Source organism: Streptomyces sp. NPDC059534 (assembly GCF_042743475.1).
Taxonomy (GTDB): domain Bacteria; phylum Actinomycetota; class Actinomycetes; order Streptomycetales; family Streptomycetaceae; genus Streptomyces.
The window spans coordinates 1-24570 of record NZ_JBHWAQ010000018.1; the positions used below are offsets into that span (position 1 = coordinate 1).

Annotated in this window: 20 protein-coding genes; 12 read left to right on the forward strand and 8 right to left on the reverse strand. The window is 72.9% G+C overall.

The window, feature by feature from the left end:
* Positions 1-229: 229 nt before the first annotated feature.
* Positions 230-886, reverse strand: a complete 657-nt coding sequence (locus ACFVZH_RS21420; RefSeq protein ID WP_384899173.1) for a TetR/AcrR family transcriptional regulator — start codon at positions 884-886, stop codon at positions 230-232.
* A gap of 116 nt (positions 887-1002) precedes the next feature.
* On the opposite strand from ACFVZH_RS21420, the gene ACFVZH_RS21425 reads away from it, so the two are divergent.
* Positions 1003-2013, forward strand: coding sequence for a hypothetical protein (locus tag ACFVZH_RS21425; protein WP_384899432.1), 1011 nt, complete (start codon positions 1003-1005; stop codon positions 2011-2013).
* 106 nt (positions 2014-2119) lie between these two features.
* Here the strand turns inward: ACFVZH_RS21425 and ACFVZH_RS21430 are convergent, their stop codons facing one another.
* The 3 genes from ACFVZH_RS21430 to ACFVZH_RS21440 all read right to left on the reverse strand — a co-directional run bounded on the left by ACFVZH_RS21430 (position 2120) and on the right by ACFVZH_RS21440 (position 5123).
* The gene (locus tag ACFVZH_RS21430; protein WP_384899175.1) at positions 2120-2917 is read right to left on the reverse strand and encodes an alpha-ketoglutarate-dependent dioxygenase AlkB; all 798 of its coding nucleotides are present in this window, start codon (positions 2915-2917) and stop codon (positions 2120-2122) included.
* On the reverse strand, positions 2901-4130 hold the full coding sequence (locus ACFVZH_RS21435) for a hypothetical protein (RefSeq protein WP_384899176.1): 1230 nt from the start codon (positions 4128-4130) through the stop codon (positions 2901-2903). Before ACFVZH_RS21435 ends, ACFVZH_RS21430 begins: the two co-directional genes overlap by 17 nt.
* Before the next feature lie 111 nt (positions 4131-4241).
* The gene (locus ACFVZH_RS21440) at positions 4242-5123 is read right to left on the reverse strand and encodes a hypothetical protein (RefSeq protein ID WP_384899178.1); all 882 of its coding nucleotides are present in this window, start codon (positions 5121-5123) and stop codon (positions 4242-4244) included.
* Positions 5124-5218: 95 nt separating this feature from the next.
* Between ACFVZH_RS21440 and ACFVZH_RS21445 the strand changes: the two genes are divergently transcribed.
* The 4 genes from ACFVZH_RS21445 (at position 5219) to ACFVZH_RS21460 (ending at position 8870) form a co-directional block, all read left to right on the forward strand.
* On the forward strand, positions 5219-5743 hold the full coding sequence (locus tag ACFVZH_RS21445) for a tetratricopeptide repeat protein (RefSeq protein ID WP_384899179.1): 525 nt from the start codon (positions 5219-5221) through the stop codon (positions 5741-5743).
* Between the two features lie 13 nt (positions 5744-5756).
* Positions 5757-6632, forward strand: coding sequence for a LysR family transcriptional regulator (locus ACFVZH_RS21450; RefSeq protein WP_384899181.1), 876 nt, complete (start codon positions 5757-5759; stop codon positions 6630-6632).
* A 49-nt stretch (positions 6633-6681) separates the two neighbouring features.
* Positions 6682-7641, forward strand: a complete 960-nt coding sequence (locus ACFVZH_RS21455) for a hypothetical protein (protein WP_384899183.1) — start codon at positions 6682-6684, stop codon at positions 7639-7641.
* 86 nt (positions 7642-7727) lie between these two features.
* Positions 7728-8870 (forward strand): aminopeptidase P family protein, encoded by a 1143-nt coding sequence (locus ACFVZH_RS21460; RefSeq protein ID WP_384899185.1) that lies wholly within the window; start codon positions 7728-7730, stop codon positions 8868-8870.
* A 432-nt stretch (positions 8871-9302) separates the two neighbouring features.
* On the opposite strand, the gene treZ is transcribed toward ACFVZH_RS21460, so the two are convergent.
* The gene (gene treZ / locus ACFVZH_RS21465) at positions 9303-11054 is read right to left on the reverse strand and encodes a malto-oligosyltrehalose trehalohydrolase (RefSeq protein WP_384899187.1); all 1752 of its coding nucleotides are present in this window, start codon (positions 11052-11054) and stop codon (positions 9303-9305) included.
* Between the two features lie 61 nt (positions 11055-11115).
* Entirely contained in the window at positions 11116-12129 is a 1014-nt protein-coding gene (locus ACFVZH_RS21470; protein ID WP_384899189.1) for a GNAT family N-acetyltransferase, read from the reverse strand.
* Between the two features lie 135 nt (positions 12130-12264).
* On the opposite strand from ACFVZH_RS21470, the gene ACFVZH_RS21475 reads away from it, so the two are divergent.
* From ACFVZH_RS21475 to ACFVZH_RS21485, 3 genes are all read left to right on the forward strand, one after another.
* The gene (locus tag ACFVZH_RS21475) at positions 12265-12813 is read left to right on the forward strand and encodes an FHA domain-containing protein (protein ID WP_384899191.1); all 549 of its coding nucleotides are present in this window, start codon (positions 12265-12267) and stop codon (positions 12811-12813) included.
* 255 nt (positions 12814-13068) lie between these two features.
* A complete protein-coding gene (locus tag ACFVZH_RS21480; RefSeq protein WP_384899193.1) occupies positions 13069-14196 on the forward strand; it encodes a cytochrome P450 in 1128 nt (375 codons plus the stop codon).
* A gap of 125 nt (positions 14197-14321) precedes the next feature.
* Positions 14322-14816, forward strand: a complete 495-nt coding sequence (locus ACFVZH_RS21485; RefSeq protein WP_384899195.1) for a hypothetical protein — start codon at positions 14322-14324, stop codon at positions 14814-14816.
* Between the two features lie 160 nt (positions 14817-14976).
* Here the strand turns inward: ACFVZH_RS21485 and treY are convergent, their stop codons facing one another.
* Entirely contained in the window at positions 14977-17346 is a 2370-nt protein-coding gene (treY, locus tag ACFVZH_RS21490) for a malto-oligosyltrehalose synthase (RefSeq protein ID WP_384899197.1), read from the reverse strand.
* Between the two features lie 90 nt (positions 17347-17436).
* Here treY and ACFVZH_RS21495 point away from each other — a divergent pair, with 90 nt between their 5' ends.
* Entirely contained in the window at positions 17437-18681 is a 1245-nt protein-coding gene (locus ACFVZH_RS21495) for an MFS transporter (RefSeq protein WP_384899434.1), read from the forward strand.
* On the opposite strand, the gene glgX is transcribed toward ACFVZH_RS21495, so the two are convergent.
* The gene (glgX, locus tag ACFVZH_RS21500) at positions 18650-20770 is read right to left on the reverse strand and encodes a glycogen debranching protein GlgX (protein WP_384899199.1); all 2121 of its coding nucleotides are present in this window, start codon (positions 20768-20770) and stop codon (positions 18650-18652) included. The two genes, ACFVZH_RS21495 and glgX, sit on opposite strands and share 32 nt — an antisense overlap.
* 138 nt (positions 20771-20908) lie before the next feature.
* Between glgX and ACFVZH_RS21505 the strand changes: the two genes are divergently transcribed.
* The 3 genes from ACFVZH_RS21505 (at position 20909) to ACFVZH_RS21515 (ending at position 24520) form a co-directional block, all read left to right on the forward strand.
* Positions 20909-21760: a Tat pathway signal sequence domain protein gene (locus tag ACFVZH_RS21505; protein ID WP_384899201.1), complete on the forward strand. Its 852-nt coding sequence runs from the start codon at positions 20909-20911 to the stop codon at positions 21758-21760.
* 55 nt (positions 21761-21815) lie between these two features.
* Positions 21816-23144, forward strand: coding sequence for a copper amine oxidase (locus ACFVZH_RS21510; RefSeq protein ID WP_384899202.1), 1329 nt, complete (start codon positions 21816-21818; stop codon positions 23142-23144).
* A gap of 110 nt (positions 23145-23254) precedes the next feature.
* Positions 23255-24520 carry an SAV2148 family HEPN domain-containing protein gene (locus ACFVZH_RS21515; protein WP_384899204.1) on the forward strand — a complete coding sequence of 422 codons (1266 nt, stop codon included), beginning with the start codon at positions 23255-23257 and terminating at the stop codon, positions 24518-24520.
* Positions 24521-24570: the final 50 nt, after the last annotated feature.

A 24570-nucleotide genomic window follows, 5' to 3' on the forward strand; every position in this document is an offset into this window, starting at 1 on the left:
TCCGTGAGACCGCCCCCGCACGATCGAAGCCCCGCTACACTCCAGCCGCCCAGCGAAACCCGCAGGTCAGACAGTAAAATCCTGCTGGAGTACTAGTACTCCAGTCGCAGATCGCGACCTGACACCGCGCCACCTACGTCGAATCGGCTGACGAGGATGATGACGGCCGGGTGCATCGGCATGTTCCGGGTCCACTGTCCGTCCAGCGGATGCCCCAGTGGGGGCGACTTCAGGGCTGGGTGCGTCGCTCGGCCGCGTCGAACGCGGGCGCGAGCGGGGCCAGCGCCGCACGGAGCTCGTCGGACAGTGAGCCCGAGGGCACGACCAGCCCTCCGGCGCCGAAGCTCCCGGCGGGCTCCGCGTTCCCGGTCGGCTGGAGCCAGCCTTCCAGCGCGATGCGCACCGCCGCGGCCACGCCTGCCGCGAGAACGCGGGCTGTGTGCGTTCCGGCGTCATCCAGGCGTTCGGCGAGCGCCGTCGCGAGAGGGGGCTCGATACCGGCGGTGGTATCGAGGAACGCGTCGCGCAGCGCGGTCCGGGTGGTGATCAACAGCAGTGCCCGGTGTTCGTGCTCACCGGTGGTCGTGTACTGCTCGACCACTGCTTCTGTGACGGCGTCAGCCAGGCGCACTCCTGTGGGCTGGGCCGCGACCGCCGCCGCGATCCGCGCCTCCCGGTCCGCGGTGACGGCGGAGACGATCGCCTGCTCGCGGCTGGCGAAGTAGTTGTTGTAGGTGCGTGGCGAGACCCCGGCCGCCTCGGCGATGTCTTCGACGCGCACCTGGTCCGGTCCGCGCTCAACGGCCAGGCGCAGGGCCGCCTCGCGTAGCGCCTCGCGCGTGGCCTGCTTCTTCCGCTCCCGCAGCCCTGGTGGTGGTGTCGTCACGATGCCAGCGTTCCACACAAGGATGCGTGCACGCAAACTTGCGTGCACGCAGTTTTCCTGTCAGCCTCGATTCGACCGAGGCCGACAGAGGGGACGTCACCATGCGTGCAAGAGGAATGACCTACGACACCGGATTCGTCGTGCACGGCCAGATGTCCCGAGAGCACTTCGACCCTGCGGTGGTCCGGCGCGAGCTCGCCATCATCCGCGACGACCTGCACTGCAACGCGGTCCAGATCATCGGCGGCGACCCGGACCGACTGGAGTCGGCCGCCGGTGCCGCCGCCGAGCTCGGCCTGGAGGTCTGGTTCTCGCCCTATCCGCTGGAGCTGGATCCGGAGCAGATCCTCGCGCTCTTCCGTGACTGTGCCGAGCGAGCGGAACGGCTCCGGCGGCAGGGGGCCACGGTCGTGTTCGTCGCAGGGGTCGAGCTGAGCGTGATGAACCGCGGGTTCCTGCCCGGAGAGAGCCCGGAGGAGCGGGTCGAGCAGCTGATGGGCCAACCCGAGCGGCGGGCCGAAGCGATGCGTGAGCTCGGCGTGCGCATCAACGCATTCCTCGGCGACGCCGCGGCCGCGGTCCGCGAGCGCTTCCAGGGCAAACTCACTTACGCATCCATCCAGTTCGAGCAGGTCGACTGGACTCCCTTCGACATGGTGACGTTCGAGCTGATCCGCTCCGCCGAGGTCGCCGACCGGTTCCGGGACGCGGTGCGCACCCTGGCCCAAGGCCCGAAGCCGCTCGCCATCACCGGATTCGGCACCGCGGCCTACCGCGGCGCGGGAGACCGTGGTGGGCGGGTGCTGGAGGTGGTCGAGTACGACCCGCAGACCAAGGCCCCAGTACGGCTGAACGGCGTATACGAGCGTGACGAGGCCGGCCAGGCCGCGTATCTGAGCGAACTGCTGGAGATCTTCGAGACCGAGGGCGTGGACAGCGCGTTCGTGTTCCTGTTCGCCTTGAGCGGCTACCCGCACCGCCCGGACGGCGACCCCAGGGACGACTTGGACCGGGCCGGCCTGGGCATCGTCAAACTCCTCGAAGGGCGCCGGGGGCAGACCTACCCCGACATGGAATGGGAACCCAAGGCCGCCTTCGCGGCAGTGGGGCAGCGGTATCGGGGGTGAGAGGCCCGCGCACGGTGACCTCTGCTCGGGATCTGCGCTGCGCCGCAGTGCAGATCCCGAGCAGAGGGAAACGGTATTCGTCGAACGTGCCGGACGGGTGGAACCGTCACTCCTGTATGCCCCGCAGCGGGTTCCCGATGGGCGGCAGGAGATCGCTCTCGCTGATGGTGTACGTCAGTCGGGGGTAGACGAAGTCCGTTTCGTTGTTCTCGCGGCGGCGGAGTCGGTAGAACTCGCGACTTTGCTCGTCGTCGGCCGAGACGAGGCGGGCGCCGTGCGGGAGACAGGCGTGTCCGTCGTGAAACCGAAGGAGGGTTTTCGATGTGCGGAAGGTGACGCCCAGCCATTGGTTGTCTGCCGTGTGGGCGGGCAGGTCGAGGACGATCTTGTGCTTGAGTCGCCGGTTCGAGTCGACGGAGAACGCGACGACGCTGTTGTGGGCGAGGGGGATCTCGAACTTCTCGCCGCCGGGACTCTTCGATTCGAAGAGGAGCTTCCTCGGCGGGTCTGCTTCGGGATGCCGGTAGCAGGAGTAGACGGCGATGAACGACTCGTCGGCCAGATCGAGGGCTTGGTCGGAATGGCTGCCCATGGTGGTGTAGGCGTTCGTGTAGGTCTCGATGAGGGCGTTGTTGAAGCCGACCGGGAGCGCCGCGTGTTCTTGGATCCGGTGCGCCAGCCGTTCGTGCACCGCACGGAATCGCTGGGTGGGGTTGTCGTATCGGGTGGTGGTGCGTACGAGGGGTACCCCGTGGGTCTCGTCGGTCTTGGTGAGTACGGCGCCGCGACGGCCTTTTCCCACGTCTTCCCAGCGAGCCGACGCGGACAGCTCCGCGAAGGGATTCTCCTCGGTCGGCAAGAGGTACGAGTGGATCCCGTCCGAGATCCTAGAGCCGGGGGGCAACGTAGTCTCCCGTGTTCATGCTGAAGAGGAATCGATCGCCGTAGTCGATGAAGGAGGAGGTCCGGTTCTCCTCGGCGTACAGCCTGCGCAGGTCGTCCAGGCCGTCCGGTGTGGGTGGCTCCAGTCTCACCGGATCGCCGGCCGCTTTGAGGAACGTCCGGCCGTTCTTGTGGACGGCTTCGGTGCTCGAACAGCGCACCACGTATCCCAGGCGGGTCGGGAGCAACTCGGCGTCCAGGGCTGAGGGCCGGATCTCGTGCGTGTACAGGCGGTTGGTGGACAGCGGCATGAAGAAGACGGAACCGGGATAGAGGGTCAGGCTGAACTGCGGGGGGAGCGCGGCTCCGTCGCGTTCTGCGGTCGGTTCCTTGAGGCGGAAGTGGAGTCTGGTCAGCCCGCTGGCACCCTTCACGCCGTAGTCGAAGGCGTCTTCGGCCAGGGGCCGCAGAGGGTCGAGCCGGTCGTAGAAGGTGCAGAAGGCCATGATCCCGTTGACGGGCATGTCCTTGGTCTTGTCGGCATGGGCCGAGATCTTGGCCTTGGACTGCTTGCGCTCGGCCGTGGCAAGGGTGTTGTGGTAGATCTGCGCCAGGACGTGGTTCAGCGGTGCATGGTCCCGGAAGACGGTGGCGGCCTCGTGGTTCAGGGCCTCGACGATGCGCGTGTCGGTCGGGCGGAAGTTATCGGTCGGCCCGGAGAGATTCGTGGAGCACCGGAGCAGGCGGAAATGCAGTTCGTCGCCATTGCGTGTGACGGGTGTCAGATAGATTCCGCTGCGATGGGCTGATCCGGGTTTGGTGGACTCCGTCAGGGACTGGAACGCGTGCTCCGCGCGGATTCCTCCGAAGTGATCGGCGTCGAGGTCGAAGAAGCGGCGGTAGTACACGCCGGCGCCGTGTACGCGGAGGGGAACCCGGCCGAGGCCGACGAGGGGCCAAGGGCCGTCGACGTCCTCGCGGTAACCGTGTGACAGCTCCCGGATGACGAACACCCTTGCCGCCGAGCGTAGTTGGCTGACGCTGATCCCGGATACGTCGCCACCCAGGTAGACGGTCTTCTGCGCGAGGTCGGGCGCACCGGAGGCAAGGTCCTCCGGCGTGATCGTGGACCCGAAGAATTCCCCGATCGCGTCGTCGTCCTGCAACGTGGAAGGCGCGATCAGGATATTGCCCGCATCCTCGACGCGGGCTTCTGTCAGCTCCGTTGTGTACATCGAACCGAACCCGCCATTCGCACTCTGGGACGGGAAATGCTCTCACGGGGCTCGACAGCGGACAACGGGTTCTGCTGGTACGGGGCGGTGTGCGGGCCGGAGCGTGGTCCGTCAGGCGGGGCGGTGGGACGGGAGAGTCGGGTGGGGCTTGGGGGCGGCGTGTTCGGTTGCGGCCAGGGCGAGGGCGCGGATGAGGGGGTGGGGGTGAGGCTGGGTGTCGGAGAGTTCGGGTTGGAAGAGGGTGGCGAGGAAGAAGGGGTGGGAGGGGAGTTCGGCGATGCGGGGGGACCCGTGGTCGTCGGCGCCGGTGAAGCGGAGGCCGTGGGCGCGGAGGGTGTCGAGGTGGCGGGTGTCGGGGCCGTAGTCGCAGTGGTAGCGCTCGGTGGTGCGCGCGGCGCCGAGGGCTCGTTCGGCGAGGGAGCCGGGAGTGACGCGTACGGGGCCCTCGTGGCCGACGAGGGAGCAGGCGAGGGGGGCGATCAGGAGGTCGTGCTCGTCGGCGGTCGGGTCGTTCTCGGCGTGGGCGGCGCGTTCGAGGCCGCAGACGTTCCGGGCGTACTCGATGAGGGCGTGCTGGAAGCCGCCGCAGGTGCCGAGGAAGGGGATGCCGTCCTCGCGGGCGGTGCGGATCGCGGCGAGTGCTCCCGCCTCGCTCGCGTACGGGCTGCCGGGGAGGACCCAGACCGCGTCGAAGCCTCGGACCGCGCCCGGCGCGGCCGCGTCGGGGGTGGGGATCCAGTAGGCGTCGAGGGTGAGGTTGTCGCGTTCGGCGAGGGCGTCGAGGAGGACGGGGACGCGGACGTGTGAGCGGACGTGCGGGGAGCGGTCCCCGATCAGGGCGATCCGGGGGGTGTGGGGGGCGCGGGGCGTACGGGGGGTGCGGAGGGCGCCGCCGGGGTGCGGGAGGTGCGCGGGATCGATGGGGTGCCTGGGATCGGTGGGGTGCATGGGATCCGTGGGGTCAGTGGAGTGGGGGTGTGCGGTGGGGTGCATGCCACCATGCTGGAAGGCGGGTGGTGTTCACGTCCAACGATGATTACTGCACTGTCCATCAGGGACGCTTATGCTCGCCCGGCTAGGGTGGGCGCATGACGAACGATCAGGACTGGGAGCGCCGCGTCGCCGCGCTCTGGGAGCGGCTCGACGAGCACGAGCCCGCCGACTTCCGGGCCCGGGTCGCCGAGCTCGCCGCCGAGCGGCCCGCCGACGACGCCGCGGCGCTGTTCGAGCAGGGGGCGGCGCACGACTCCACCGGGATGCCGGAGGAGGCCGTCGCGCTCTACCGGCGTGCCCTGGACGGCGGACTGACCGGGCTGCGCCGCCGACGGGCCGTCATCCAGCTCGCCAGCAGTCTGCGCAACCTCGGTCGGCCGGACCGCAGCGTCGAACTCCTCACCGTCGAAAGGGACATCCCGGCCGAGCGGCTCGACGCGGACGAGGCGGCCCTCGCCGGGGCCGTCGACGCCTTTCTCGCGCTCGCTCTCGCCGACACGGGTCGGGACCGGGAGGCCGCGTCGCTCGCCCTCGGCGCCCTCGCCCCGCTGCTGCCCCGCTACAACCGCTCGCTGGCGTACTACGCCCGCGCCCTGCTCACCGCCCCCGACGGGTCCTGAGCCGGCGCCCGGCATGGACCCGCACCTGCTCCGCACGTATGTCACGGTCACCCGGCTCGCCTCCTTCTCGGAGGCGGCGCGGGAGCTGGGGTACACGCAGTCCGCGGTCTCCCAGCACATCGCCGCCCTGGAGACCGACCTCGGGCTGCCGCTGCTGACCCGGCGGCCCGTCGCGCCGACGCCGGCCGGCGAGCGGCTCCTCGAACACGCCGGGGCGCTGCTGCTGCGCCTCGACGCGGCGCGGGCCGACCTCGGAAGGTTCGCGGCCGCGCCCCGCGCGACGCTGAGCGTGGCCGCGTCGCCGCTCGCCCTGCATCCCCGTACCCTCGCCGCGCTCCCCGCCACGGGTGTCACGCTGCGGGCGATGCCACGGGAGCGGGTGCCCGCCGCCGTGGCCACCGGAGAGGCCGACGCCGGGCTCGTGGACGGCATCGCGGCCCCCAGCGACCCGCTGCGGCTGCCGGATGTCGCGCCGCTCGCCGCGACGGGTGTCACCGAGGAGCCGCTCGCCGTCGTCCTGCCCCGGGACCATCCGCTGGCCGGGCGTACGGGGCTCCGTCTCGACGACCTCGTCGACGCCCGCTGGCTCGACGCCCCGGCCGCCGGTGTGCCGCTCGACCGGCTGCGGGCCGTCCACGGCGGACCCGCGGGCCGGGGCTTCCGAGCCGCCTTGCGCTACGAGGGCACCGACAGCCGCGCCCTGACGGCCCTGGCCGCCGCGGGCCACGGACTGGTCCTGCTGCCGCTCCCCGTGGCGGGCGGGGTGCCCGTCGCCGTCCCCCTCGTGGCGCCCCGGCTCGTCCACCGCACCGAACTCCTGCTCGCGGCCGGTGCGCGGAGTGAAGGCGCAGGGCCGGTGGCCGAGTTCACCCGACGGCTCAAGAGCTGACACCCGCAGTCGCTACCCTGTGCGCAACGGCGACGGAAGGCGGGCGGGCGTGGGGTGGCTGCGGCGAGGACCCAGGCGGGACGGCGACGACGCACCGAGGGACCCCGAGTTCGCGTACTTCTCCGAGCGCGAGGCCGCGGTCTTCCGCGGCCGGGTGCGTGAGACCTTCGCCGAACTCGGCCTGGAGGTCACGGTCTACGCAGGCCACGTCATCGACGACAAGGGGCGGCGGTTCGGTCTGGGGAACCTCGCCGCCGTCTGCCACCAGGACCGCCGCGGTCCGCGCGTCTGGCCCGGGACGATCCAGCGGCACATCGGCCTGGTCGTCCGCGCCATGGACGGGCCGTCCGCCCTCGACACCCTGCCGCCCGAGCAGATCCGCGCCCAGCTCTACCCGCGGGTCGTCAGCGCCGACGGCATCGACGCCGCCGCGTTCGGCTACGCCAGGACCGTCGCGCCCGGACTGTACGAGATCCTCGCCCTCGACCTGCCGGAGAGCGTCATGATGCTCACCGACGAGGCGCTCGAACGGCTCGGCGACCACGCCCAGCTCCGCGACCGGGCGCTGCGGAACCTGCGCGGGCTGCCCGTGGAGGAGCACGAGACCGTCCGGGACGCCGACGGCATGTGCTTCGAGATCATCCTCGGCGACTCCTTCTACACGGCGAGCCGCGTCCTCGACCTCGACGAGGTGGTCCGGCGTGTCACCGGTCTGCCGCTCGGCGAGCACGGCGCCCTCGTCGCCCTGCCCTTCCGGCACCAGCTCGCCTTCCACCCCATCCGCGACACCTCGATCATCCCGGCCCTCGGCGCGATGGCCTCCTTCGCCGCCTCCGGGTACGAGGACGTGCCGGGAGCCATCAGCCCGTACGTCTTCTGGTGGCGCGGCGGCACGCTCACACAGCTCAGCGAGCACGACGAGGAGCGGGGCGACCTGCGGATCGTGGTCGGCGACGACTTCCAGGACCTCCTGGAGCGGCTCATCGCGCAGGGCCCGGACCGCCGCTGATCCGGTCGCGGCCCACGGCACCTCCCGGCAGGATGCTGTACGACGAGTACGTCGCAGGACGCAGCGGAAGCCGAGGAGAAGCACCCATGCCGAGCACCGAAGCCTTCGAAGAGGTCGTGCCCTTCACCGCGGACGACTACCGGGCCCGGATGGCCCGCGCCGCCGAGTCCGCCGCCGACGCCGGGCTCGCCGGGGTGCTCGTCGCCCCCGGACCCGACCTGGTCTACCTCACCGGCTACCAGCCCACGGCGATCACCGAGCGGCTCACCGTCCTCGTCCTCGCCGCCGGCCGGGAACCGGTCCTCGTCGTGCCGACCCTGGAGGCGCCCGACGCCGAGCGGGCCACCGGCGCCGCCGCGCTCACCCTGCGCGACTGGACCGACGGCAAGGACCCGTACGCCGTCGCCGCGCCCCTCCTCGACGCCGACGGCCGCTTCGGCGTCAGCGACAACGCCTGGGCCATGCACCTCCTCGGCCTCCAGCAGGCCCTGCCCGGCACCTCGTACGTCTCGCTCACCGAGGCCCTGCCGATGCTCCGCGGCGTCAAGGACGCCCACGAACTGGCCCGGATCGCCGCCGCCGGGGCCGCCGCCGACCAGGCGTACGGCGAGATCCTCAAGGTCCGCTTCGCGGGCCGCCGGGAGACCGAAGTCGCCGCCGACCTCGCCGCGCTCCTCATGCGCTTCGGCCACTCCCAGGTCGACTTCACCGTCGTCGGCTCGGGCCCCAACGGCGCCAACCCGCACCACGAGGCCGGCGACCGGGTCATCGAGCGCGGCGACATGGTCGTCCTCGACTTCGGCGGCCTCAAGCACGGCTACGGCTCCGACACCACCCGGACCGTCCACGTCGGCGAGCCCACCGACGAGGAGCGGCGCGTCCACGACCTCGTCCGGGAGGCCCAGCAGGCCGGCTTCGAGGCGGTCCGCCCCGGCGTCGCCTGCCAGGACGTCGACCGGGCGGCCCGCAAGGTCATCACCGACGCCGGCTTCGGCGAGTACTTCATCCACCGCACCGGCCACGGCATCGGCGTCACCACCCACGAACCCCCGTACATGATCGAGGGCGAGGAGCTCCCGATCGTCCCCGGCATGTGCTTCTCCATCGAACCCGGCGTCTACCTCCCGGGCCGCTTCGGCGTCCGCATCGAGGACATCGTGACGGCGACCGAGGACGGCGCGGGCCACCGCTTCAACAACACCCCGCACGAGATGGCGATCGTCGAGTAGCGCCACCGGCGGGGAACGCGGCGCGACCGCCGGGCCGCGCCTATCGGACGGGGGCCACCAGAGCGGCGATCCGCTCCGGGAACTCCTCCACCACCAGGTGACCCGCGTCCGGTACGACTCCGAGTGCGGCACCGAGCCGGGCCCGTACGGCCGGCCGCCAGCAGCGCCGAGGCCAGGGGCAGGGAGGCGGCGGCGTTGAAGTTGGTCCCGGGGACGAAGACGACCGTCGTCGCCGCCTCCCGGTCCCCGGCCGTCACCACGTGAGTCCGCGCCCCCCGGGCGGTCAGCTCGACCCGCTCGTGCGGCATGCCCCAGCCGTCGAGCCGCTCCAGGCACCAGCGGCGTATGTGCTCCCGGCCCGCCGGGTCGCGGTAGATGGAGGCCATGGGGGCAAGTATCCCCCGCGCGCGACGAGCCGGACCGGCCGTCGGGTCAGCCGTCCGTGAGGACGATCGCCGACTCGCCGGGCAGGTGCAGCAGCCCGTCGGCGCCCGGTGCCTCGATGGGGTCCCAGGCCGCGAGGACCCGGTCGCGGCCGTTGGAGCCGAGGGGGATGACCGCGGTCTCCCGGCCGAGGTTGACCGCGACGCGGAGGTCGCCGCGGCGGAAGACCAGCCAGCGGGCCTCCTCGTCGAAGGCGACCTTGACCCCCGCGAGGTCCGGGTCCGTGAGGTCCGGGAGGGTGCGGCGGAGGGCGATGAGCTGGCGATACCAGGCGAGCAGACGCTTGTGGGGGTCGCGTTCGCGTTCGGTGCGGTCGAGGACGGAGTGGTCGCGGGTGGCCGGGTCCTGAGGGTCGGGAACGTCGTTCTCGGACCAGCCGTGCGCCGCGAACTCCCGCCGCCTGCCCCGCCGTACGGCCTCGGCGAGTTCCGGATCGGTGTGGTCGGTGAAGTACTGCCAGGGTGTCGTGGCGCCCCACTCCTCGCCCATGAACAGCATCGGCACGGAGGGGCCGGTGAGGACGAGGGTCGCCGCGCAGGCCAGCAGCCCGGGGGAGAGGGAGGCCGAGAGGCGGTCGCCCAGGGCCCGGTTGCCGATCTGGTCGTGGGTCTGGGAGTAGCCGAGGAAGCGGTGGGCGGGGGTGCGCTCCCGGTCCACCGGCCGGCCGTGGTGCCGGCCCCGGAAGGTCGAGTAGATGCCGTCGTGGAAGAAGACGTGGGTGAGCGTCTTGGCGACCGCCGCCATCGGGGCGCGCGCGAAGTCCCCGTAGTACCCCTGGGACTCGCCGGTCAGGGCGGCGTGCAGGGCGTGGTGGAAGTCGTCGTTCCACTGCGCGTGGACGCCGAGGCCGCCGAGTGTGCGCGGCGTCGTCGTGTGCGGGTCCCCGAGGTCGGACTCGGCGACGAGGAAGTGCTGGCGCCCCTGTTCCTTCGCCAACTCGTCCACGGCGGCGGAGAGTTCCTCCAGGAAGTTCAGTGCCCGGGTGTCGGCGAGCGCGTGCACCGCGTCGAGCCGCAGCCCGTCGATCCGGTAGTCCCGCAGCCAGGCGAGCGCGCTGCCGATGAAGTACGCGCGGACCTCGTCCGAGCCCGGCGCGTCCAGGTTCACGGCGGCGCCCCACGGCGTGTGGTGGGTCTCCGTGAAGTACGGCCCGAAGAAGGGGAGATGGTTCCCGGACGGGCCCAGATGGTTGTGGACGACGTCCAGGACCACGCCCATGCCGAGCCCGTGCGCCGTGTCCACGAACCGCTTCAGCGCCTCGGGGCCGCCGTACGGCTCGTGGACGGCCCACGGCGCCACCCCGTCGTATCCCCAGCCCCGCACCCCGGGGAACGGGCACAGCGGCATCAGCTCCACATGGGTGATGCCGAGGCCCGCCAGCTCCCCGAGGCGGGCGGCCGCCGCGTCCAGGGTCCCCTCCGGGGTGAAGGTGCCGATGTGCAGCTCGTACAGGACGGTGCCGCGCAGCCGCAGCCGCGGGGACTCGTGGCGCCAGGTGTACGCGGAGTGGTCGACGACCGCGCTCAGGCCGTCGGGCCCGTCGGGCAGCCGGCGTGAGCGCGGGTCGGGCAGGAGGGCGTGGTGGTCGAGGGCGAAGCCGTAGCGGTCGCCGTCCTCGGCGGGGACGACACCGGTCCACCAGCCGTCCCGTTCGGCGTCCCTTTCCAGGGGGTGATCGACGCCGTTCAGCGCCAGCATCACCCGGTCGCGGGCGCTCGGCGCCCATACCTCGAAGAGCACGGGAATCCCCTCGTCGACGGCCCAGTCACTCCACCACGGACTACCCCGACCATCCTGGCAGTCAGGACCCCGACTCGCCCGGCACGTCCCACACGTAGTTGATCGCGCGCTCGAAGTTGACGTACCCCGCACGGGCGAACGCCGCCGCCATCGGCACGTTCCCGAGGTCCGTCGCGGCCCGGATCCGGGGCACGTCGGCGGTGGCCAGGACGCGGGTCCCCTCCGCCAGGATCTCGTCGATGTGGCCCTGTCCGCGGTGCGCCGGAAGGACGCCGATGTACGCGATCGTGTGGTGGTAGTTGTTCCGCGCCGGGACGACGAAACCGACGGGCTCGCCGCTCTCCGGCAGCTGGGCGACCCGCCACCACTCACGGGGCGAGGAGTAGTGCGCGAACTCCTCGTCGAAGTGCAGCTCGGCCGCCTCCCGGGCCGACAGGCCGGACGCCAGGTCGGCCTGCCCGTGCGCGTCGAGGGTGCCCTCCATCACGGGCGTCATCAGGGCCACCAGGTCCTCGCGGTCCCGCACGGGGCGGAACTCCAGACGCCCCTTCGGCTCCGGTACGGGGGTGCCGGGGCGCCACTCCAGACGGAGCCGCTCGACCAGCGGACGCGCCCCCGCGCGCTCCAGGACGCCGAAGACGGACTCCAGGAGGGACCGGGTCTCGGGCACCTCACGCCAGTCCGCCGGCATGTACCGCTCGAACTCGGGGCGCCGCCCGCCCGCCGGGATCACCGCGGCCGCGGCGGTCTCCAGGAGCCGCGTGCCGACCTCGGCGCGCTCCTCCGGCGACAGTTCCGGGGCGAGGTCGAGGAAGTCGAGTGCCTGCGGCTCCCGGCCGGCGGCCTTCGTCCACCAGGAGAGGCGGCCGAGGAGCCGGTCGCCGTCGAGCGCGACCCACATCCACTCCGGCAGACGGCGGCCGGTGGCGAGGTCGTCGGCGAGTTCGTGGTCGAGCGAGTAGCTGAGGCGGAGGAACAGGTCGAGTTCCTCGGGCCCGGTCAGCGGACGGACGACGAGGTCGTGCGCGGCCGGGGTGGAAGCGGTCGGAGCGGAAGCGTCGGAAGACGTGGTCACGTCGGGTTTTCCCCCTGGGGATCCTGGATGCGGAGACGGCAGACCGTAGCAGCGATCCCCGGGCGGTCGATATCGAATTCCCAGGCCAGGGGCGCTTCTGGACACTGCGGGCCCGACGGGCCGACAATCGACTGTGTGACGACCCCTTTCGAGCTTCCGGCGAACTCTCCTCGGCTGACCGACGTCGAGCGGGACCGTGCGCTGGTGCTGCTCCGTGAGGGCGCCGCTCAGGGCCGCCTCTCGCACGACACCTTCCTCTTCCGGATGGAGCGCGCGCTCGAGGCCCGCCGGCCGGACGAACTCGACCTGCTCACCGCCGACCTGCGGACCGAGGGGACCTGGACCCGCCGGGTGGTGGGCGCGGTCGAGCGGATGTCCGCGTTCACGGCGCGCCTGGGGCGGGCCTGGCACGCGGAGCGGCTGCCGAAACTGCTGATGCCCCGCCCCGGCCCGCATCCGCTGCGGATCGGGCGCGACCCGGTCAACGGGCTGCGGCTCAGCCACGAGACGGCCTCCCGGCTGCACGCCGAACTCTCCCTCCAGGGCGGGATGTGGGTGCTGCGCGACCTCGGCTCCACGAACGGGACCACCGTCAACGGGCGCCGGGTCACCGGCGCCGTGGTCGTGCGGCCGGGCGATGTGGTCGGCTTCGGCCAGATGTCGTTCCGCCTCTCCCACGACTGACCCCCCGGTTCCTCGCGGCCGGCTCTCGCCTCCTACGCCCGACCTCGTCCCTCGCGACCGGCCTTCGCCTCCCACGCCCGACCCCGCCCCTCGCGGCCGGCCTTCGCCTGCTGCGGCCGACCCTCGGCGCACCCCGAGGTCGTTCACCCGTTCGGCGGTACGCGGCGGGCGGCGGGGCCCGCCCGGTGGTGGGCTGGGGGGACGCGCGCCACGATGTCCGGCCGCGGCACCCACCGCCGATCGACAGGGGACGCGATGAGCGACGAGCCGAACCGCGGCATAGGGAACGACCGGCCCGAACCGACGGGCGACCCATGGACCCGGATCCCGTCCATGGCGCCGGCGGCGCCGTCGGCGGCGACCCCGGCCGGGCACCGGGCCGATGCCCCTCCCCGTACCCCCGCCGCCGGGCCGGGCCGGGTGCGGACGGTGGCCGACCCGGCCGCCGCGGGACCCGTCGGGCCGACCGGCCGGACCGTCGCCCCGAGCCCGCTCGACCCGGGCGCCTCGCGCGACCCGCACCGCATCCACCGGACCCTGCGCGAGGAGTTCCCGCTCACGTACGACCCGCTGCTGCGGGCCTGGGTCCTGAGCCGGTACGCGGATGTCGCCGGGGCCCTCACCGACAGCCGCTTCACGCACGGGCACCGGCCCGGCGACCCGCCGTGCGACGAGGCGCACGTCGACATCGGGGTCGCGGCGCTGAGCGCGGTCGCGGAACGCACCGCGTACGTCCTCGCCCGCCGGATCGCCGAGCGGCAGCAGGTCGACCTGGTCGCCGACTTCTGCCACTGGCTGCCCGCCGGGACCGTCGCCGCCGCCGTCGGCGTGCCGTACCGCGACATGATGAGGCTGGTGCGCGGCCGGGCGGCCGGAGCCCTGGCGGGGGAGTGCGGCGGCCAGATCGCCGTACGGGAGAAGGCGCTCGCGTCCTTCCTCGCCAACGTCCTCACCGACCCCGACCTGGTGGCCGCGCTGCGTGACGCCCCCGCGGGGCTGGTGGCCCGTGCCTGGACCGAGTCGCTGCGGCGTGACCCGCCGGTGCAGATCGCCGTGCGCCGTACCCGCGCGGAGGTCGCGGTGAGCGGCGGCACCGTCCCGGCCGGCGCGTCGGTGGCCCTGCTCATCGGCTCGGCGGGCCGGGACCCGGAACGCTTCCGGGAGCCCGACCGCTTCGACCCGTTCCGTGACGACGCCGACCAGCTCACCTACGGCAGCGGCCGCTGCCCGGCGGTCCTCCTCGCCGGTCTCGAAGCCGAGTTCGCCCTGCGGGCCCTGTTCGCGGCCATGCCCCGGCTCCGTCTCGCCGACGGCTTCCGCCCCACCTACACGGGCCTGATCACCCGCGCCCCGCGGAGCCTGATCGTCCGGCCGGGCGGCTGAGTCGGGCCCCGGGTCGGGAGCCGGGCCGGGCCCCGGGCCCGGGGCGAGGGCCCCGCGACCGCTGTTAGGGTGACGTGCGCTCGTCAACGGGCGTCTGTTTTACCACTTTCAACGGGGATTCAAACATGAAGATGCGTCATGTCCGTGCCATCGCTGTGTTCGGCATCGCGGTGGTCGCCCTGACCGGTGCCCGCGGCTCGCACGGCGGCAGCTGCGGCGGCAGCTCCGGCAGCAGCTCCAGCAGCGGCGGCAGCAACCACAGCGACAACGACGGCGGCTCGGGCAGCAGCTCCGGCGGCTCCGTGACCGGCGGCTCCAGCAGCGGCAACAAGGCCGCGCGGGACGTGACCATCGACGAGTGCACGTACGACGCGGCGACCAAGAACCTCGTCGCCCGGGTCACCGTCAAGAACGACGGCGTGCTCGACTACGACTACAGCGTCACGATGAAGTTCACCGGCGCCGCGGGCGGCACCGCGGTCCCGGCGACCGCGACCAAGACCGCCATCGCGGTCGCCGCGGGCGCCTCCGAGCACGCCGAGCTGACCACCCCGTACCCCGGCTCCGGCGACGGCTCCGAGTACACCAAGTGCGAGGTCTCGCGAGCCTCCCGCTCCTGACCGCGTCAGACCGCGGACGCGGCCGGTCCCGGGCGGCCCGACCGCGGGACCGAGGCCGGGAGCGCGCCGGGAAGGATCCCGGCGACGCTCCCGACGGCTGCGGCGGAGGCGTCCAACGCCGACGAGGGCGAACACCCGGGCGTGCCGAGTGGCGGTCTCCTCACTCCACCCGCGTCAGCAGGGCCACCGGGCGGTCGGCGAACAGCTCCGCGAGCTTGGGTCCGGCCGCCGGGCCGCCGGCGAACTCCCGTACACCGTCGAGGACATCGGCCCATCGGCCCACCGGCAGGACCAGCTCCGTGTCCTGCCAGCCGCCCGCCTCCGCCAGTCGGAGCGAGAGCCGGGTGACGGCCGTCACCACCGTGCCCGCGCGGGCGAAGGCCAGGCAGTGGGCGGCCCCAGGGCCGTTCGCCGCCAGCGGTTCGTACGAGCCGCCGGGGCCGAACACCTCCGGGCGGGCGCGGCGCAGCCCCAGCGCGGCCCGGACCAGAGCCGTGCGGTCGTCCTCCGGGCCGGGCGCGAACGGGGCCCGGTTGTCCGGGTCGACGAGGGCGCGGTACTCCCGCTCCGTGTTCTGGTAGAGCTCCGGCACCCCCGGCATCGTCAGCTGCGCCAGGGCCGCCCCCAGCGTGTGCGCCCGGATGTGAGGTTCCAGGGCGAAGGCCGCCTCCGAGGCGGCCCGCAGCGGGAGCCGGCCGGGCCCGGCCGCGGCGAAGTCGGCGACGGCCCGCTCGTATCCGGGGTCCGGCTCGGTCCAGCTGGTCCGCAGCCCCGCCTCGCGTACGGACTTGAGGATCGCGGGCACGAGCCGCTCCGCGTCCGGGACGCCGAAGCCGAAGGCCGTCTGCCAGGCCGTCCACGCCACGTGCGGATCGGGAGCGGGCACCCCCGCCGTCTCCGCGAGGAGGTCCGCCCACACCCGCGGGCACTGGGCGAGCACCGCGATGGCCGCCCGCACGTCCGCGCTGCGCTTGGTGTCGTGCGTGGAGAGCACGGTGCCGGCGGCCGGCCAGTCCCGGGCGATCCGCGCGCAGTACGCGTGGAACTCCTCGACCGGCACGGCCGGGCGCCCCGCGTCGCCGCCCACCTCGTTCGCGGAGAGCAGCGGGGCGTACCGGTAGAAGGCGGTGTCCTCCACGGACTTGGCCCGCAGGGCGGACGAGGTCTGTGCGAACCGGGCCCGGAACGAACGGTGTTCGGGTCCGTCGCCAAGTGCGCCGAGCGCCAGGTCCCGTACGGCGTCGACCGCCGTCGCCTCCTCCGGCACCGCGAACGCGGCCTTCGCGCCCCGAGCCGCCTCCGGGGTCAGCACCTCCTCGCCGCCGGTCCGGTAGGGGCGGTAGACCGGCACCCGGACGAGGAGTTCGCGGATCGCGGTGGCGAGCGCCCAGGGGGCGTGGTCCCGGAGCGCGGGGTCGGCGGCGCAGATCCGGCCCGCGATCCGGGTCAGCGCGGCCGTCTCGGACGCCAGGTCGTGGGTGACCACCTCGTACGCGGCGCGCCGCGCGGTCGCCTCCCAGTGGCCGCCCCGGTCCGCCGCCTTGCCGACGAACTCCCGGTACAGATCCGCGAGTTCGTCGGCGCCTGCCGGATCGGTGAACACGCCGTCGAGCTGCCGGAGCGCGTCGTACCCGGTGGTGCCGGCGACGGGCCAGGCGTCGGGCAGCGTCTCGGGGCCGGTGAGGATCTTCTCCACCACCGTCCAGCATCGCCCGCCGGTCGCCGCCGCCAGATTCTCCAGGTACCCCTGCGGGTCGGCGAGTCCGTCCGGGTGGTCGATGCGCAGGCCCTCCACCACCCCGTCCGCGACGAGTTCCACGATCTTCGCGTGGGTCGCCGTGAACACCTCGGGGTCCTCCACCCGCACCCCGATCAGCTCGGAGACGGTGAAGAAGCGCCGGTAGTCGAGCTCGGTGCGGGCCAGCCGCCACCATCCGAGGCGGTACCACTGGGCGTCGAGCAGCTCGTCGAGCGGCAGGCCCTCGGTGCCCGGGCGCAGCGGGAACTCCTGGCCGTCCAGGTGCAGGGACCCGCCGGAGACCCGCAGTCGGTCCCGCACCTCCGGGAGCCGCGCGGGCAGCACGGGAAGCAGCAGCCGGCCGTCCCCGGCCCGCCAGTCGATGTCGAACCAGCGGGCGTGCGGCGAGTCGGGGCCCTCGCGCAGCACGGCGCGCAGCGCGTGGTTGTGCCGGGGGTCGGCCGCCATGTGGTTGGGCACCAGGTCTACGACCAGTCCGAGTCCGTGCGCCCGGGCGGTCGCGGCGAGGGCCCGCAGCCCGTCCTCGCCGCCCAGCTCGGCCCGTACGGAGCGGTGGTCGGTCACGTCGTAGCCGTGGGTCGAGCCGGGCACCGCCTCCAGGACCGGCGAGAGATGGAGGTGCGAGACCCCGAGCCCGGCGAGGTACGGCACGGCCCGCTCGGCGGCCGCGAAGGGGAACTCCGGCTGGAGCTGGAGCCGGTAGGTCGCGGTGGGGACGGGGGCGGGGGCGGACGGGGCGGACCGGGTGGTCGGGACCGGGAAGGAGGTCATGCGAACGTACGTACCCCGCCGGAGGGCTTCTGTGTCATCGCCCCATGCACCCGTTCGTGTGCATCGCGTTACGTTCGCGTGATGCTCCGGATGTATCGCGACACGCTGTCCCTGCTCGGACCGGTCCTGCCGGTCGTCTCCTTCCTCGGCCGGCTTCCCACCGCCATGTGCCAGCTCGGCAGCCTGCTCCTGGTCGCCGAGACGAGCGGTTCCCTCGCCACGGCGGGCCTCACGGGCGGCGCGCTCGCCGCCGGACAGACCGTCGCCGGACCGCTCGTCGGCCGCCTCGCCGACCGGCACGGCCAGCGCGGGGTGGTCCTCGCCGCCTCCCTCGCGAACGCGGTCGCCGTCGCCGCCCTGGTCCTCGCCGCGCTCGCCCAGGCGCCCACCGGCGGGCTCATGGCGCTCGGCGTGCTCGCCGGCGCCACCGTCCCCCAGGTCGGACCGCTCGCCCGGACCCGGTCGGTGGCCCTCGCGCGCCGCTCCGGGGCGGACGACCGGCTCGTCGGCGCGGTGCTCTCCTTCGAGGGCACCCTCGACGAGGTGTCCTTCGTCCTCGGCCCGGCCTTCGTCGGTCTCGCCGCGGCCCTGGCCCACCCGGCCGCGGCGCTCCTCGCGGCGGCGCTCCTGCTCGTCGTCTGCGGCTCCGCCTTCGCCCTGCATCCCACGGCCCGGGCGACCGCCCCCGAGCGGTCCGCTTCCACCCGGAAGAGTGCCGCCGAACGGACGCGGCTGCCGGGCTCGGCGTACGCCCTGCGCGGCACGATGGTCCTCCAGGGCGCCATGTTCGGCGCCTCGCAGGCCGGGATCACCGCGCTCACCGAGGAGCTCGGGGCGCCCGCCCAGGCCGGACTCGTCTACGCGGCGATGGGGGTGATGAGCGCCGCCGTCGGCCTGTCGATGGCGGCCGTGCCCGCCCGCGTCGGACTGACGACCCGCTGGCGGGCCGCGACCGCGGGGCTCGTCGTGCTCTCCGTGCCGCTGCTGTTCGTCGGCTCCCTCGGCGCGCTGTACGCGGTCGTCGTCGTCCTCGGCGCCGCCTACGCCCCGCACCTGATCACCGTCTTCGGACTCACCGAGCGGACCGTGCCGGCCGCCCGGCTCGCCGAGTCCATGGCTTTCCTCACCAGCGGGATCGTCGGCGGCCAGGCCCTCGCCCTGGCGCTCTCCGGGCGGCTCGCCGAGGGCCGCGGCGCCCCCGCCGCCTTCGCGGTGGCGGTGGGGGCGGCCGCGGCCTGCGCGGTGCTGTCCTGGTCGGCGCGGATCCCGGTGCCGCGGCCGCGTACGCCGGAGGGCGCCGTCCTCAGGCCGGCCGGCGCAGAACGGTCAGGCTGAGCGGCGCCAGCGTCACCCGCTCGCCCCCCGCGAGCTCCGGGCCCTCGTGCGGCGGCATGCCCTCCGGGTCGGAGGTGTCCACGACCATCCGCCAGCAGCGTCCGTGGCTGTCGGGGACCGCGAACTCCAGCTCCTCGGCGGAGGCGTTGAACATCAGCAGGAAGGAGTCGTCGGCGATCCGCTCGCCCTGGGTGCCCGGCTCCGAGATGGCGTTCCCGTTGAGGAAGACGGTCAGCGCCTGGGCGTGCGCCGCCTGCCAGTCGCGGGACGTCATCTCCTCGCCCTCGGGCGTGAACCAGGCGATGTCGGTGAGCTCGTCGTGGGTGCCCTCCACCGGCCGGCCGTGGAAGAAGCGGCGGCGCCGGAAGACCGGATGGTCCCGCCGCAGCCGGACCATCGCCCGGGTGAACCGGAGCAGCGTGGCCTCCGCCTCGCTGTTCTCCTTCGGCCACCGCACCCAGGACACCTCGTTGTCCTGGCAGTACGCGTTGTTGTTGCCGCCCTGCGTCCGGCCGAACTCGTCGCCGTGGCTGAGCATCGGCACGCCCTGCGACAGCATCAGGGTGGCGAGGAAGTTGCGCGTCTGGCGGGCGCGCAGCTCGGCGATCCCGACGTCCTCGGACTCGCCCTCCACACCGCAGTTCCAGGACCGGTTGTGGCTCTCGCCGTCCCGGTTGCCCTCGCCGTTCGCCTCGTTGTGCTTGTCGTTGTACGAGACGAGGTCGCGCAGGGTGAAACCGTCGTGGCAGGTCACGAAGTTGACCGAGGCGAGCGGGCGTCGGCCGTCGTCCTGGTAGAGGTCGGAGGAGCCGGTCAGCCGGGAGGCGAACTCGGCGAGCGTCCGGGGCTCGCCCCGCCACAGATCCCGTACGCAGTCCCGGTACTTGCCGTTCCACTCGGTCCACAGCGGCGGGAAGTTGCCCACCTGGTAGCCGCCCTCGCCGACGTCCCAGGGCTCGGCGATCAGCTTCACCTGGCTCACCACCGGGTCCTGCTGCACCAGGTCGAAGAACGACGACAGCCGGTCCACCTCGTGGAACTGCCGGGCCAGGGTGGCCGCCAGGTCGAAGCGGAAGCCGTCCACGTGCATCTCGGTCACCCAGTACCGCAGGCTGTCCATGATCATCTGGAGGACGTGCGGGGACCGCATGAGCAGCGAGTTCCCGGTGCCGGTGGTGTCCATGTAGTAGCGGGGGTCGTTCGACAGCCGGTAGTACGAGGGGTTGTCCAGGCCCCGCATGGAGAGGGTCGGGCCGAGGTGGTTGCCCTCGGCGGTGTGGTTGTAGACGACGTCGAGGATGACCTCGATGCCCGCCTGGTGCAGCGCCCGCACCGCCGACTTGAACTCCAGGACCTGCTGGCCCCGGTCGCCCCAGGACGCGTACGCGTTGTGCGGGGCGAAGAAGCCGATCGTGTTGTAGCCCCAGTAGTTGGACAGCCCCGCGTCCACCAGCCGGTGGTCGTTGACGAACTGGTGGACGGGCATCAGTTCGAGGGCCGTGACGCCCAGTTCCTTCAGGTGGCCGATGACCGAGGGGTGCGCGAGCCCCGCGTACGTGCCGCGCAGCTCCTCCGGAAGGTCCGGGTGGAGCATCGTCAGGCCCTTCACATGGGCCTCGTAGATCACCGTGTGGTGGTACTCGGTGCGCGGGCGCCGGTCGTCGCCCCAGTCGAAGTACGGATTGACCACGACCGAGGTCATCGTGTGCGGGCCCGAGTCGAGGTCGTTGCGCGCGTCCGGCCGCCCGAACGGGTAGCCGTACACCGCCTCGCCCCACTTCACCTGCCCCGACACCGCGCGCGCGTACGGGTCGAGGAGCAGCTTCGCCGCGTTGCAGCGCAGCCCCTGCTCCGGCGCGTACGGGCCGTGCACCCGGAACCCGTACCGCTGACCGGGCATCACACCCGGCAGATAGGCGTGCCGGACGAACGCGTCCGTCTCGCGCAGCTCCACCGCCGTCTCCGAACCGTCGTCGTGGAGCAGGCACAGCTCGATCCGGTGGGCGGCCTCCGAGAAGACCGCGAAATTGGTTCCCGCTCCGTCATAGGTGGCGCCCAGGGGGTACGCCTGTCCCGGCCAGACTTGCATGGATTCGACTCTTCCTCTTCTGTCCGGGTTTTGTGGGTGTTCCTCGGCCAGATCCTGCCCGAAACTGGGGCAACCTCCTAGGACTTCACCCCGTCCTACCGGGTGACCGCAGACCAAGAGGGGGAAAGAGGGGGAAGTGTGTACGAAATAGCGCGTCGCCACCTGGGGAAGGTGGTGGCCGGAGCGGCCATGGCGGTGACGGGAACCGCCGTCGCGGTCGCGATCACCCTGCCGGGGGTTTCCGTGGGGGCGGCCCCGCCCGGGACCGTGGGTGGCACCACGCTCGACGGAGCGACCGGCGGTGGCGGAGGAAGCGGGGAAGCGGGCGGCAACGGCGAGGGGAAGCCCGGAGCGCAGGGGCAGGGCTCCGCGCCCGCGCCCGCGACCGTGGCGCCCCCGGCGGCCGAGGGGGCCAAGGGCGTGGGCAGCGACCCGCTCACCGACGACGAGCTCGCCCGGGCCGAGGCGCTGGCGCTGACGCCGCCCGCGGCCGCCGCCCAGCAGAACGTCGAGGGCGGCCGGGGCCCGCAGCACCTGGGCACCGAACTCGCCGACCCGGTGCCGGGGGACACCACGCGCCGCGCCGACGTGCGGTTCTACGACTACGCCCGGGACGAGCTCGTCACCCGGACCGTCAACCTCGACACCGGGAAGGTCGAGAAGTCCGGGACACAGCGCGGGGTCCAGCCCTCCGCCCACCCCGAGGAGCTGCGCGAGGCCCTGGAGCTGATCCTCGCGAGCCCGCTCGGCAAGGGCGTCAAGGAGGACTTCGAGGACGCCACCGGCAAGGAGCTCACCTCCACCGCGCAGCTGTGGTTCAACGGTGACGTCTACCGCCCCTATCGCGAGGCGAACGTGCCCCCGCAGCTCGCCCGTTGCGGCGAGCACCGCTGCGTCCGGCTCGTCACCAAGGTCCTCAACGGGGCCTGGATCGACACCCGCAACCTGATCGTCGACCTCTCCGCCAGGACCGTCACCCGCGTCGGCTGACCACCGCCGCCCCGGTCCTCACCTGCCGTTCCTCCGTACGAGGGAGTACGTTCCCATGTCCACCCAGCGAATCCGGCGCACCCGCCGCCGGGGCGCCGTCCTGACCGCGGCCGCCCTCCTCGGCACCGCCACCGCCGCCGCGGGGCCCGCCACCGGCGCCACCGCCGCACCCAACCCGCCCGCCCCGACCCGCACCGCGAGCCCCGCCCAGCCCGGCTGCTCCGCCGCGTACCACATCACGCAGAAGCTGGACGGCGGCGCCGTCTGGCGCATGTGCTGGCGCTACAGCACCGACGCCGGGCTCGTCCTCGACGGGGTCACCTACCAGCCGCCCGGCGCCGCCGCCCCCATCCGGGTCCTCGGCAGCGCCCGACTCGCCCAGATCCACGTGCCCTACGACGACGGCGGGGCCGAGTACGACGACCTCACCGGCGCCGGCTTCGGCTGGGGCCTGCAGAACCTCAAGCCGGCCGAATGCCCCGGCGGCACCCTGACCACGGTCAAGGTGCCCGAGGTCGGCCAGGTCAAGGGCCTGTGCACCACCACCCGGGCCCGCGGCCACGCGTACCGCATGGCCAGCGACAACGGCGCCAAGGTCTACCAGGCCCAGGCCAAGGACTTCCTCCTCTACACGGTGAACAAGGTCGGCTGGTACGAGTACATCTCCGAGTGGCGCTTCTCCGCCGACGGCACCATCGGCGCCAACGTCGGTGCCACCGGCAGCCTTTCGCCGGTCGACTACAACGCCACCGACGGCCGCGGCTGGCCCCTCGGCAAGGGCGCCCGCGGCTACGCCACCAGCCATGCCCACAACGTCTTCTGGAAGCTCGACTTCGGCCTGGACGGCTCCACCAAGGACCGCATCGAGCAGTACGACTCCACCGTCACCGCCCCGGCGGCCGGCGGCGGCGGCCCGACCGTGAAGACCCAGCGCACCGTCGTCGGCAAGGAACTCGCCGGGGACGCCAGGAACATGCGCTGGTGGCGCGTGGTCAGCGGCACCGGCAAGAACGCCGACGGCCACGCCCGCTCCTACGAGATCGTGCCCGGCCACACCGACACCCACGCCGGACGCGGCTTCACCAAGCACGACGTGTACTTCACCCAGGCCCGCGCCTGTGAGCAGTACGCGAGCAACAACATCGGCAACTGCGCGGCCGGCGCCGGTGACAGCGTGGACAAATGGGTCAACGGGGAGGCTCTGACCAAACCGACCGTCTGGGTCAACATCGGGTTCCACCACATCGCCCGGGACGAGGACCAGCAGCCGATGCCGGTCCACTGGCAGGGCTTCCAGCTCGCACCCAGGGACGTAACCGCTATGAATCCGCTCACTCCGCCCGATCTCGCCTCCCAGAACGGGCAGCCCGATCTGGGCAGTTGAGCAAGGAGCCTGACGATCCTGCTGCACCGCCTCCCGCTCGCGGAGTACCCTTCCTTGATCGTTGTCGGAGTGGTCGAAACGGGCTTCCAGGAGCAGAAGGCGGTGCGCGGGTGAGCTCGGGAGGTCTGGAGCTGCCCCCAGGTGACGCGGGTCACGAAGGGGGTCCGGCCGACCCAGCCGAGGCGCAGGCCGGCACGGTCGCACCGCCCGGCGCGGTCACCGTCGCCCGGCCGGTGGAGATCGGGGCGGAAATCGACTGGGGCGCCGAGGCGTGGAGCGAGGTCCGCACCCGCGCCCAGCGGGCCGGCCGCGCCTACATCTGGCTGAACCTCGTCGAGCAGCGGCTGCGGGCCGTGGTCGCCGCCGTCCTGCGCCCCGTGTACGAGCCCGTGCACGGCGAGGAGTGGGTGGTGGCCGCGGCCGGACCCGCCGGACAGGAATGGGTGCAGCGGGCGGTCGCCGTCCGCGAGGTCTCCCGGCGCAAGGGCTACCTCCTCGACCCGGCCGACGACAACGTCCTCAGCTTCCTCACGCTGCCGCAGCTGCGCGAGCTGATGGTGCAGCACTGGCCCTGCTTCGAGCCCTACTTCGACGACCGGCGCGAGGTCGAACTCGCCCTCGACGAGCTGGAGGTCACGCGCAACGTGGTCTCCCGCAACCGGGCCCTCTCGCTCACCGTCCTCGCCCAGTCGGAGCGGGCCTCCGCCCGCATCCTGGAGATCCTCGGCAGCGGCGCCGGGGTGCCGTCCGCCGACCGGCTGCCCGTCGACGCGGTCGAGGACCTCGTCGGCGACCGGTACGCGGACGTGGTCTCCGTCCACCCCGACCGGGTCCGGCTCCAGCGGCAGCTGCCCGCCGAGGACCTCTTCGGCGGGGCCCGCCGCCTCGACGCCACCGGCATAGGTCTCAATCTGCTCGTGCAGAACTTCTCCGGCCGCCGCATGGTCCGGCTCGCCGAGTCCGGCTGCCGCACCCGGCTCCTCTTCCTCAACCCCGCGAGCAGCGCCGTCAAGCGGCGCGAACGCGAGCTCGGCCTCAAGAAGGGCGAACTGAGCCGCTCCGTCGAGATGAACATCCTGCACATGCGCCGGGTCCGCTCGAAGCTGCGCGACCCGGGCGCCTTCCAGATCCACGTCTTCGACGAGACCCCCCGCTTCACCGCCTACCTGGTCGACGGCGACGGCCCGGACGGCGTCGGCGTCGTCCAGTCCTACCTGCGCCGGGCCCGGGGCATGGAGGCGCCGGTCCTCGTCCTGCGCGGCGGCGGGCGGAACGTGGTGCGCCACGGCCAGGCACGTGACGGCGATCACGGACTCTTCGAGACCTACCGGGAGGAGTTCGAGTCCGTCTGGCTCGACTCCCGGCCCGTCTCCTGAGCCCTCGCCGGGGGGTTCCGGGGGCGTTGTCAGTGGCGCGTGCGAGGGTG